The sequence below is a fragment of the Methanobrevibacter sp. genome, assembly GCF_045116495.1.
Taxonomy (GTDB): Archaea; Methanobacteriota; Methanobacteria; order Methanobacteriales; family Methanobacteriaceae; genus Methanocatella.
The window spans coordinates 1-11,739 of record NZ_JBGULU010000098.1; the positions used below are offsets into that span (position 1 = coordinate 1).

10 protein-coding genes are annotated in these 11,739 nt (G+C 35.3%); 8 read left to right on the forward strand and 2 right to left on the reverse strand.

Translation table 11 applies throughout. The features are described from left to right. The first annotated feature begins 124 nt into the window (after positions 1–124). The 8 genes from ACJMLH_RS05255 (at position 125) to ACJMLH_RS05290 (ending at position 7,953) form a co-directional block, all read left to right on the forward strand. The gene (locus ACJMLH_RS05255) at positions 125–286 is read left to right on the forward strand and encodes a hypothetical protein (RefSeq protein ID WP_405275438.1); all 162 of its coding nucleotides are present in this window, start codon (positions 125–127) and stop codon (positions 284–286) included. A 127-nt stretch (positions 287–413) separates the two neighbouring features. Next, entirely contained in the window at positions 414–662 is a 249-nt protein-coding gene (locus tag ACJMLH_RS05260; protein ID WP_405275440.1) for a hypothetical protein, read from the forward strand. Positions 663–682: 20 nt separating this feature from the next. Further along, on the forward strand, positions 683–1,663 hold the full coding sequence (locus tag ACJMLH_RS05265; protein WP_405275442.1) for a glycosyltransferase family 2 protein: 981 nt from the start codon (positions 683–685) through the stop codon (positions 1,661–1,663). Further along, positions 1,660–2,586 carry a glycosyltransferase family 2 protein gene (locus ACJMLH_RS05270; protein WP_405275444.1) on the forward strand — a complete coding sequence of 309 codons (927 nt, stop codon included), beginning with the start codon at positions 1,660–1,662 and terminating at the stop codon, positions 2,584–2,586. Before ACJMLH_RS05265 ends, ACJMLH_RS05270 begins: the two co-directional genes overlap by 4 nt. Further along, positions 2,583–3,698 (forward strand): non-hydrolyzing UDP-N-acetylglucosamine 2-epimerase, encoded by a 1,116-nt coding sequence (gene wecB / locus ACJMLH_RS05275; protein ID WP_405275447.1) that lies wholly within the window; start codon positions 2,583–2,585, stop codon positions 3,696–3,698. Before ACJMLH_RS05270 ends, wecB begins: the two co-directional genes overlap by 4 nt. After that, positions 3,695–4,663: a prenyltransferase/squalene oxidase repeat-containing protein gene (locus ACJMLH_RS05280; protein WP_405275449.1), complete on the forward strand. Its 969-nt coding sequence runs from the start codon at positions 3,695–3,697 to the stop codon at positions 4,661–4,663. Before wecB ends, ACJMLH_RS05280 begins: the two co-directional genes overlap by 4 nt. A 12-nt stretch (positions 4,664–4,675) precedes the next feature. Beyond that, positions 4,676–6,934 (forward strand): polysaccharide pyruvyl transferase family protein, encoded by a 2,259-nt coding sequence (locus ACJMLH_RS05285; RefSeq protein WP_405275451.1) that lies wholly within the window; start codon positions 4,676–4,678, stop codon positions 6,932–6,934. A gap of 8 nt (positions 6,935–6,942) precedes the next feature. Then, entirely contained in the window at positions 6,943–7,953 is a 1,011-nt protein-coding gene (locus ACJMLH_RS05290; RefSeq protein ID WP_405275453.1) for a GNAT family N-acetyltransferase, read from the forward strand. Positions 7,954–8,023: 70 nt separating this feature from the next. Here ACJMLH_RS05290 and ACJMLH_RS05295 read toward each other — a convergent pair whose 3' ends face one another. Together ACJMLH_RS05295 and ACJMLH_RS05300 are read right to left on the reverse strand one after the other, a co-directional pair. Next, complete coding sequence (locus ACJMLH_RS05295; protein ID WP_405275455.1) at positions 8,024–9,187, reverse strand: hypothetical protein; 1,164 nt, start codon at positions 9,185–9,187, stop codon at positions 8,024–8,026. A 528-nt stretch (positions 9,188–9,715) separates the two neighbouring features. Then, entirely contained in the window at positions 9,716–11,632 is a 1,917-nt protein-coding gene (locus tag ACJMLH_RS05300) for a hypothetical protein (RefSeq protein ID WP_405275458.1), read from the reverse strand. Positions 11,633–11,739 lie beyond the last annotated feature (107 nt).

Below are 11,739 nucleotides of genomic sequence, written 5' to 3' on the forward strand. Positions count from 1 at the left end.
ATGTTTTTAAAAAACACCTAAACCGCATGGATTAAGGTTGCGCTATGTTTTTCCACTCAAAATCATGTGGGAAAGTTGAGTTACTGAATTCTATTCTCTGTACAAAACATGTATGTTACATAACGTGGATTTCAGAAGCTACATGATGCAGTGCATCACAGCGATGACCTTCTATATGGATAAAATAGAATTTGAAAAAGACAAAAGAGGATCTGTTATTGGTTACAAATCACATCATATTACCTCTGATGTATTAGATAAACTGATGCCGTGGAATATGGCATAATATTTAGATCAGAAATGGTTATTTCTGACCATTTACTTTTTTTTATTATTGAGTATCCTTTTTCTGAGGTCCCTTAGGCATAGGCATATGAGACCTCAAGTGAATGATATTTATGAGGTAATATAGAATGAAGACAACACTGATTCATAATGGTGCAACACCTAAAGGAATTGAAGTAATAAAGAAGCTTCTGGCGGAAAATAATCTAGCAACAAACGAAATAAAAAATCGTGTCATTTGTATTGATACACCTGAAAGTGTATACAAATTGCAAGACTTTTTATCTCAAGATGAATTTACTTTCTACCCTTTAGATCCTTCTACACCGATAGATATCAATGAAACAATTGATAAGGTTATTTTCGTAAGTAAATAATAAAATCAGCGGGACAAATAATGCTAGTAAAGAAACACACCCCCAAAAAAAAGAATACCCTATGTGACAAGTCTCCTAAGGTTACTGTAATAATTCCGGTCTATAATGCCGAAAAATATTTAGCTGATACATTAAGGTCTATTTTATCTCAAACTTTCACTAACTTTGAAGTTATATGTATAGATGATGGAAGCACAGATAAAAGTGCTGATATTCTATCAATGTATGAAAAAAAAGATAAGCGAATTAAGGTCGTTAAGCAAGAAAATAAAGGTGTTATCGTTGCCCGAAATAATGCAGTTAAACTTGCAAAGGGTGAATTTATTTACTTCTTAGACAGTGATGATGTAATTGATGAAAGACTTCTAGAAAAGTCATATAATGCAATCATCGAAGGTAAAGGCGATATAATAACCTGCAGAGTAATGACTTTTGGCCGTGAGAATGGTGAAATGTATTTACCAAAACCAACAAAATTCAACATGGCTCGCGGTAACTGTTTGGTAAATGCGGCATTACTCAGAAAAAGTCTTTTCGATAAATCAGGCGGCTTTGATATGGCTTTTCACATGGGGCTGGAAGATTATGATTTTTGGTTAAATATGATATACCGCCAAAATGCACATTTTTATCGAATTCCTGAACTGTTATTTTATTATCGTATAAAGCCAAAAAGTGAAAGTAGAAACCTTAGTAAGGCTCATCTCCATGGAGAACTTATGAAAATGTTATATTCAAAATATCCGGAAATGCTTTGGTACAAAAAATTATATAAGCTATCAACATTCCTGTTCCAAATACGCCGCAAGCCAAATAAAACTGTTATTAGGTTGTTGAAACTACCAATCTTCTCAATTCGACAAAAGAAAAATAGTAAAATTTTCTATAAGCTATTTGACCTTATTCCTATATGTATCCGTAGAGTCAAGCAATCTAAAATTGATGAAATAAGGAAGGCAGAACTGGTATGTAAAGAACTTAATGAGAGGACAATGGTATGAAAAATCCGAAAATATCTGTTATTTTACCTTCCTATAATGGTGAGCGTTATCTTGCCCAATCAATACAATCTGTCATCGACCAAACTGAGACAGATTGGGAGTTGATAATCGTCAACGATTGTTCCACCGATAGTACGCTAGAAATAGCTACTAAATTTGCAAAAATTGACAGGAGAATTAAAGTTATTTCAAATGAGAAAAACTCGAAACTTCCTGCAAGTTTGAATGAAGGATTCAGGCGTGCAAAGGGTAAATACTTAACATGGACAAGTGATGATAATTACTACAAGCCTGATGCATTAAAAAAACTATCTGATTATCTCGACGAACATCCCAAAACGGATTTAGTATCGATGGCGTTTGATTTCGTTGACGAGAATGATAAATTTATGTATTCATTCGAAAGCTGTTTTAAATACAAGCGCTGCCAACCAGGATTGCTTCTACAATGCAATGTTGGTGCCGCATTTATGTACAGAAAAACAATCGCAGACAGAGTTGGAGAATATGATACTTATACATTCTGCGCAGAAGATTATGATTACTGGTGTCGAATAGCATTAAATGGCAAAATAGATTATACTCCTGATAATATATATGTTTATCGAATGCAGCCTAATTCTCTGACTGCTACTAAACAAGCGCAAATACAAGAAAAAACAAAATACATTCAAAGAAAGTACGCAGAAGCGTTTTTTAATAAGTTTAATTATACAGCCTTAGATAAGCTTCGTTTTTACAAAAACGTATTGCACGAGACTAACTCTAAATTATGCTACCTGATTGGTTTGTACCAATTTGCCGTGAAAGCAGTTTGCTGTTTAATTTTTTATCCCAAAAAACTACGAAAGAACCTTAGATCACGGTTATTAAGAATGGATAAATATTCATTTTCAACTCCCAATAAGGAGTATACAAAATGAAAAACATACTTGTCATACTTGGTACACGTCCCGAGGCAATAAAATTAGCTCCTGTAATATTGAATCTTCGTAAAGATCCTGACGTTAGGGTTTTGGTTTGTAATACTGAACAGCAAAAAGAATTATCAAATCAGACATTAAATTTCTTTGGAATTACCGCTGATTTTAAATTAGATACCATGCAACCTAATCAAACATTAGCTGGTGTTCAATCACGTATTTTATCGACAGTTTCTGATATTTATAAAAATAACAAAATTGATGCTACAATTGTTCAAGGTGACACAATGACCGTATTTTGTGGAGCTTTGGTATCTTTTTATAACCGTGTACCAGTATTCCATGTTGAAGCCGGACTAAGATCGTATGATTTGTTTGAGCCGTTTCCTGAGGAGGCAATGCGTCAGATGACGGCACGCATTACAGATTTGCACTTTGCACCAACGCAATTGGCATATGAGGCATTATTAAAAGAGAATATTCCACCTAAAAAAATAATTCGCACGGGAAATACTGTAATAGATGCATTATCCTGTTTATCAGAAGAAATTATGAAAGAAGCGCAAAATAAGTTGTTGTCGCGTAGCGTAAGCTTAAATGACAAATTAGTTTTGGTGACAGTACATCGAAGAGAAAATCATGGTGATAGATTAGATAGGATATTGGAAGCAATAACTTTATTAACGAAAAAATATAGCGATCACCAATTCGTATTGCCAGTGCATCCAAACCCAAATGTGTATACCAAGGTTCATACAGCTTTGGGAAATATACAAAATGTAATATTGACGGAACCACTGGATTACCCTGAGCTGGTTTGCCTAATGAAAAGCACCAAATTAATTTTGACTGATTCAGGAGGTGTTCAAGAAGAAGCTCCAACTTTTGGAAATCCTGTCCTTGTCATGCGTTATGAAACTGAGCGTACTGAAGGGGTTGATGCCGGTTTTTCAAAACTTGTGGGAGCAGATATTGATAAAATTATATCAGAATCTGATGCTATTTTATCAAAAAACAAGTCGGAAACTCGTCTAGATGGTTCTAAAAATCCATACGGGGATGGACACGCAACAGAGAAAATTACAACCGCAATAAAGGAGTTTTGGAAATGAAAATATTCTTTAAGAAGCAAAAAGAAAAAAGTACGGATGATGTGCTGAAAGATGCAAAAAAATGGATAGTTAATAATACCGTCGACAACAACGGAATTGTTGTTAGTACGCAAGATAAAAAATTAATTTATCCTGAGGTTACAGGTTATTACATTCCTACTCTGTTAAAATATAATGATATTGAAAGAGCCAAAAATTATGCAAACTATCTGATTTCAATACAAAATGACAATGGCTCTTGGAGTGAGCCTTCCGGAAAAATTCCCTATACATTTGACACTGGCATGATTTTAAAGGGGTTAGCCGCACTTGTTGAAGCTGGATTAGATGAAAACAATAAATATAAAAATGCTCTAATCAAAGGAGCTGATTATATTTTATCAATGCAAAGAGAAAACGGCTCTATTGCCACACAAGATTATTCATGGTGGGATTTACCATATGGGAAAAAAGTTCCTGAAGCAATTCACGTTTATTGTCTTGAGCCAATAAGATATGTTGGAAAAATTACAAAAGATGACAAATATGAGCAATGCATAAAGCGAGCTCTTGATTTCTATTTATCGTTAGAAAATCTAACTGATTTTAATACTTTGTCGCATTTTAATGCCTACATCATTGAGGGACTTATTGATATTGGAGAACTAGAAAGGGCCAAAAGAGCTATTGACCTGATAGCTCTACATCAAAGGCTAGACGGCTCAGTATCAGCGTACTCCAATGTAGATTTTGTATGTTCCACTGGTTTATTCCAGTATGCAATTTGCTGGTACAAACTTGGTGAAAAAGACAAAGGAGATAAAGCATTTGCATATGCCTCCTCACTGCAAAATAAATCCGGTGGGTGGTATGGGTCTTATAAAATCGCAAGAGATAAGCCAAATTATTTCCCTGAATACGAAATTTCTTGGGCTGTTAAATATTTCTTAGACGCACTCTTTTACAGGCAAAATATCAATCGCTAAAAAGGATAAGAAATGAGAAATATAAATTGCATAAAAAAAGCGCAATGTACAGGCTGTGGAGCGTGTAGAAGTATTTGCCCAAAGAGTGCGATAACAATGACTCCTGATACTTGCGGCTTTATGTATCCTGATGTAGATTTAAATAAGTGCATAAATTGTGGTAAATGCGTTAAATCTTGCCCTGCTAAAACTACACATAAAATTAATAATCAAAATTATGTATGCAAAGCTGCGATGGCAAATGATGATATCAGAAAAGAGAGTTCTTCAGGCGGTATTTTTTCTCTTCTTGCTGAATATATATTAGGTAATAATGGTGTTGTGATAGGGGCAGCATTTGAAAATAAAGCGATTGTAAAGCATATCATTATTGATAAAATAGAAGATCTGAAAAAATTAAGAGGTTCTAAGTATGTCCAAAGTGCTTTAACTGATATATATCAAAAAACGAAAGATATATTAGATGCAAAAAAAACAGTCCTTTTTTCTGGCACACCTTGCCAAATCGCGGGGTTGTATTCTTTTTTAGGCAAAAGCTATAGTAATCTATATACTATTGATATTATGTGTCACGGAGTGTCATCGCAAGAAATATTAAATAAATACTTATCAGAGAACTTTAAGGATGAAAAAATAAAACATATTTCTTTTAGAAATAAGGATAATGGCTGGAATTACGAACATAGCTTAAAGGTATCCACTAATAAGAAAGAATATTGCATTCCATATCAAGAAAGCTCTTATTATTATTTATTTCTCAATGCAATTTCATTAAGAGAATCATGTTATAATTGTAAATATGCCTCTTTACCGAGAATAGGAGACATTACACTTGGTGATTTTTGGGAAATAAAATCATATAATAAAATGTTTGATGATAATTTGGGTACATCCATGGTATTACTCAATAACAAAAAAGGGGAAGATTTATACAAAAACATTATTTGTGAACTCAAACTAAATGAAAACATTTCAATTGAAGTTGCAAAAAATGGCAATGGCACATTAACTCATCCTACTATTAAGAACCATCTAATCACGCAATTTAAGAACAACTACGCTAAAGAAACATTAAATAACAATTTGGCTCAATTGAAAGAGTACAAATTCGATTTTGCTATATATAATTTTTGGTGGACAATTAATTATGGTGCAACATTAACAGCATATGCGTTACAAAAATTATTAACACTTTATGGAAGAACTTCAACTCTGATAAGTTATTTATACGATAGAGATCCAAATGAAGTATTTTACAATAAAATCTCTGAAAAGTTTGCTAGAGAACACTTAACATGCACAAAGATATACAATTCGGAAAAAGAACTTGCAGAGTTAAATAATATTACAAATAAATTTATAGTTGGCTCTGATCAAGTTTTTAGGGATGATTATTTTAAGGATAGCTGTTTTCTGAATTTTGTTAATTATGATAAACTCAAAATTGCATTTTCCGCAAGTTTTGGAACTGACACTTTTAATGTTTCTCCAAAATTGATAGATAAATATAAGTTTTTACTCTCAAGATTTGATTACGTTTCAGTCCGAGAACTTTCTGGAATTGATATTTGTAAGAATACTTTTAATATAAAAGCAAAACAGATTGTTGATCCTGTATTTCTAGTAGAAGAAAATGTATGGGATGACTTAGTAAAAGAAAGTGCATTAAAAAGTAGCGAATATATACTATCTTATGTTCTTGATGCGGATGAGAATCTTAATCGAAAAATTAAAGATTATGCAAAAGACAAAAATCTTGATATCATAGAAATAAACTCAAATACACATTCAATTCAAGACTGGTTATACCTTATAAAAAATGCAAATTTGGTTGTAACTGATTCTTTTCATGGATTGTGTTTTTCTATAATTTTTAATAAAAAAGTTAATTGTTTAATAAATACTAACAGAGGAGCTGATCGCTTTAAATCTTTACAAAAAATATTACATATTCCTCAAGAAGTATTTTTTTACGATAGCGACACATATGATATAAAACAAAATATAAATATCATGCTTAATTATAATGAAATTAATGATTTGATAGCGAAGGCGAGAGATATAGGTCTAAATGAGCTTAATAAAATAGTAAATATTAAAAAAGTAAAAAATCAAGAAAATGAAGAAACAGATAAAATTTTATTAAAAAAATATTATAAGAAAAAGTTCAAACTTTCCTATTTTATTAAAAAAAATATTTATCTAATGTTATTTAATTTGCTTCATAAAGAAAAATTTCGTGAGAAATACTTAAAATATAAAAATAAGTAGAGGTGAAAATGTATCAAGTACTCGATTATAACAGCATTGATAAATTCCTTTGGGATAAATTTATATCCGATAGTAGTTATGGTTGGCTTCATCACACCTCTGATTTTATGAAAATGAACCAACATCTAGGTGAAAATAAGTCCTTTGCAATAATGAACGGAAATGAAATTTTGGCAATATATGTCCTTTATGGCAATTTTCGCTGTAAAAAGAAACTGTTCGGGCTTGTAGAAAAAAGACGTGGGTCACTTTTTTCTATTGGAGGCTTCTGTATAAAAGATGATTTATCAAAAAAACAATTCAAGAAAGTCACATCGTTATTTAAGGAAACTATTGATAATATGGTTTCTAAATATGGGATTAAAAGTTTTAATACGATGATGTTATATGCTCCAGCACTGTTGCCTAAAAAAACTAATTGGTTAGTAAATCCTTTGATATTTTGGGGGCAAGAAAATATAGATGTCCCTTATTCATTGGTAGATCTTGAAAATACCAACGAAGATGACATCTATAAGAACTGTTCAGAAACAACACGTCAAGAAATTAAAAAAATAAGTAATGACGAAAATTATAATATAAGAGTTGCAAATCCTAGTGAAGAGGATTTGTGTATTTATTATAATTTACATAAAAAAACATATAAAAGAACTAATGCTGAAGTATTTCCTTTATCATATTTTAAGGAATTATTTTTCAATTTATTAAAAAAGGATTATTGCCGTATTTTATTTTTAGAATATAAAAATAAGGTAATTGCAAGTAATATATTTGTAAAATATAAAGGATTAGAATTTTATCTTGCCAATGCCTCAGAAGATGAAAAATCGAATGGCGTAAACAAATTCCTTGTATACAAACAGTTGACAATGGCCTTAAGAGAAAATGCCAAGTCTTCTTGCATCGGTGGTTCTCGAATATATTTAAGGTCAGGAAAGTTAAAAGGATTAGCTGAATTTAAGACTAGTTTTGGTGGATCCATATACACAAATTATGATGGTAAATATATCTTAAAATAGATTTTATAAAGATAAAATGCTCATAGTAAAAATTTCCTTTGCAACAGTTAGAAGCATCTAGTCCATGTTATTAACAACCTGCTTTAATTATCCCGGATCCGTATTTGTTCTCAAGCTGGTCAATTACCCGGGAGAGTTTATCATCTTCCGGCTCTAAATTATCAAACAGCGAGAACTGTCGTTTTTTGCCGATAATAAGGTCCATCAAGGTGATTCCTGTTGACCGGTAGGTCGTACCGCGGTGGTACAGCTGATCTAACAACTTATGCGCCGCATCTCGCAAAGTCTTTTCGGAGTTCGTTGGCTTTTCAAGTTTTATTTCTAATTGATAGACCGCAAATTCCTTTGTCCGGACCATAACCGCAATAGTTGAACAATATCCGTTCCATAGCCGGAGCTTTTTAGAAGCATTGTGTATATGTCCGGACAGTGTGGAATGCAGGTAATCTATATCTTTTGAAAATTCTGCAAACGCGCTGGTGTCCTGAATAGATTGCGGTGGTTCAGGTTTTGGATTTACCGATGAGACTGTTTCTCCTAGGAGTTCGTGCTTCAGGGTCACACCATTCACGCCAAAACCTTTTCTCAGCCAGCTGTCCGACTTTGAAACATATTCTCGAATGGTATTGATGTCATTATATAATAAGTGTTTAGAGTTCTGCCGGCCAACGCCACATACAGAATCGATCGGATCATCGCCGACTTTTTCAAGGATCTTATCGACTTCCGGTCGGATCACATAAATACCACCGCATTTTTTTGCTTTATCACTGGCCAACTTTGCCAGGGTCTTAGATGAACACAGGCCGATTGATACCGGAATTCCTGTGCGCTTTAAGACCTCATCTCGGATATTAGTGATGAATTGCGTGTAGGTTATCTTATGCAATTTATTAAAACCGGTCACATCAGCGTAGGCTTCATCAACCGAAACAACCTCAACATCAGGTGTAAAATCCCGAATGGTGTCCATAACTTGTTGCGATATTTCGTGGTAAAGGGAGTGATGCGCAGGAATACAAATTGCATCAGGATGTTCTACTTTGGCCTTGAAATACGGTTCGCCCATCTTAACGCCGAGTGCTTTTGCCTCCTTTGACCGGGAAACAATGATGCCTTTATCACCACCGCCGGTCATGACACAGACGGGCCTGCCCTGTAATTTTGGATCCTTGCCCCGCTCACAGGAGACGAAAAAACAATCACAATCTATCAAAGCTATAATCCGTTGCATAAGAACAAGAGTAGAACATCTAACACAAAAAGTCAATGTGTATACAGGTATATACACGGAAAAATAAAACCATTATAACTCAATGATTTAACATATAGGTTTGCAACTTTTCTGTGGGTGTTCGCTTTGGATGAGAGAACGAGCCCACGACCAAAAAATATTTATATTTCTTTATAAAAACCCCTTGTATTTTCGGCTTTATTTGGCTATAATTAATTCAGGAGATGAAAAGTTGGACACTACGGTATCAGGTGTCGTAGGTTTCAAAGTAGTGGCCGACCATCTTTTCAAAATGCCTTTCAAATCTTTATCTTCATCAGTCTTTTAAAACATTTCAGCAGTTAGTCATTAGGATTTATTGTCTGTTTTCTCTATATTTCTCTGTTTTCGCAGAATTACCGTTTTTCTTTCATCAGCCTGTCACAAGAAGCTTTTGCCTACACGTAAAGTAATAAAAACCCCGCTATCGGACATAGAGAGCAATAGCGTGGCCGCATAATACCGGCTGTTCAATTCTTTTTATCAGGCTTATTTTACGGAATCTTCACCTTGAAGCCTTCTGGCAAGCTTAATGACTCTCTCATATTCAGCATGATGAACCTTTCTGAGATTGCCGATAAAAAGAGACAGATACTCCTTTATGTTCTTTTCATTTTTTTCCTTGTCTGCTACAGGCCTTACCGCCACGCCTGCAATCGAAGGAAATACCGGATACTCACTGTCAAGATCATGAACGGACGCATACTCGGAGAAACGATTTACATTACCTCTTGAATAAATCGCAAGAACTCCTCTTATGCCGCTGTCAAAACCCAAGGCGTTCTTTACGCGGATGCTGTTCATATACTTATTGACCAGCATTGGCAGGGAGGCTTTTCTTACCGTATCATAAGAGCTGTATTTAGCATCCATGATGAGATAATCCACAAACCCAGAAGCCTCCCACCGGATTCTGATAACAAAATCCGGTGTGTAGTAGAAATCTCTACCATAGTTCTTACTGCACACAACCATCGGTTCCTCGTCGTCAGTTCTGCCGACAGTAAAGATCTTAGGTTCGTACCACAGCTCAAGCGTATACTCCTTGTTCTCTGAAAGCCACCGGTAGTAATTAAAAGGTTCACTGAGAGGGCGCTCGGCCACTCTTCCGCCGAATTGATCCACGGACATGTCATGCCATTCGCGGGAAACACAGATCCCCCCCAGCTGGCTGACAACATTTACTATTCTGGAAAGAACCATGAACTCATAGAGTTTCTCTATCTTCTTGAAATGAGACGTAAAATCATTAAGAGTCAGCGTAACCGCACTGACACCGTACCATTTAGCCACCTGCTCAAACAGTTTGCGGTAAACTAGAGTTCTTGCCACAAAAGGTGTGATTCTGGGCATCAGCGGCTTATCAAGATAATTTATTCCGGTTACCTTCTCAAAACTGGTGTACAGCTTGTAGAAACCGTCAAGAAGGTTCATAACCCTGCTGTACTGATTCTGGAGATTCTTGGACAGAACTCCGTGCACGATTCCGGAATATCGGCAGTACCCGGGATACGTCAGAGATTCTCCGTCAGGCCTTTGCTGACTCTGCTCATGTCCGTTGATAAAATCCTTTACGGCACTCAGCTTCATTCTGATGTGATTTATGAATCCGGCAATTACCAGATTCTCAAAAAGCCTGTAAGAAGGTATCATTTTCTCTTCTGCCGCAAACTCCGTCTTGACCGGCATATTGTTTATCTGAAAGGTCTGCTCATACGGAGAACACAGAGCAACCGCATCACTGTTAAGAGACAGCCAGTGTATGGCCTCCGGAGAATTCGGCAGACCATTAGGAGTTACATCAAGCCTCGGTTCAAGAATGTATCTCAGCTGTCTTAACAGCACGCTCCACAGACTTTTACATAGAATATATGTTCTTTCCGCCTCATTGATAAGATCGGCAATGACCCCGTTATTTTCAGGATTTCCGTCCAGACACATCTGAGAAATGGCATCGTAGTCATCATTTATGAAATCCAGTATCGTGGTTATTTCCCTTGCTCGCGCCCTTGTGGCCAGAACCTCGACCTGAAAAGACTCCTCAAAATACTCTTCTCTGTCAAGAAAACTCTGAATTCTGATTTCATGAACACCCGGCAGCCCGAAAAACGGACGGCCGCAGTGAGCCAGCTCCGGCCTCCATTCAAGATGCCAGAGTCCCTCTTCGGACAGAAATCCGCAGTAATAACTGTCCTCACCGATTACAATTCTCGGACTTATATCCTCCAGATCCCCTTCCAGAACCTCGGTATAACGGATATAAATATCAAGATAATAGTCCTCGGGGATTTCCAGAAAACCCGTTTCCGAATCAAATCTCAGTGCGGAATCATCACTAACCACGTCATAGATCTTTCTGTTTTCCTGGTTAGTGTGCTCCGAAACCGCCAACTTAACGTCTAACATAAACAGCTCCTTACATTAATTAACTCAACTTTCCCACATGATTTTGAGTGGAAAAACATAGCGCAACCTTAATCCATGCGGTTTAGGTGTTTTTTAAAAACATGCAT

Bases quoted from the DNA above. Each gene is read 5' to 3' on its own strand.
- ACJMLH_RS05265 (WP_405275442.1), top strand. From the start codon at position 683: ATGCTAGTAAAGAAACACACCCCCAAAAAAAAGAATACCCTATGTGAC.
- ACJMLH_RS05260 (WP_405275440.1), top strand. From the start codon at position 414: ATGAAGACAACACTGATTCATAATGGTGCAACACCTAAAGGAATTGAA.
- wecB (WP_405275447.1), top strand. From the start codon at position 2,583: ATGAAAAACATACTTGTCATACTTGGTACACGTCCCGAGGCAATAAAA.
- ACJMLH_RS05290 (WP_405275453.1), top strand. From the start codon at position 6,943: ATGTATCAAGTACTCGATTATAACAGCATTGATAAATTCCTTTGGGAT.
- ACJMLH_RS05280 (WP_405275449.1), top strand. From the start codon at position 3,695: ATGAAAATATTCTTTAAGAAGCAAAAAGAAAAAAGTACGGATGATGTG.
- ACJMLH_RS05295 (WP_405275455.1), bottom strand. From the start codon at position 9,187: ATGCAACGGATTATAGCTTTGATAGATTGTGATTGTTTTTTCGTCTCC.
- ACJMLH_RS05285 (WP_405275451.1), top strand. From the start codon at position 4,676: ATGAGAAATATAAATTGCATAAAAAAAGCGCAATGTACAGGCTGTGGA.
- ACJMLH_RS05300 (WP_405275458.1), bottom strand. From the start codon at position 11,632: ATGTTAGACGTTAAGTTGGCGGTTTCGGAGCACACTAACCAGGAAAAC.
- ACJMLH_RS05270 (WP_405275444.1), top strand. From the start codon at position 1,660: ATGAAAAATCCGAAAATATCTGTTATTTTACCTTCCTATAATGGTGAG.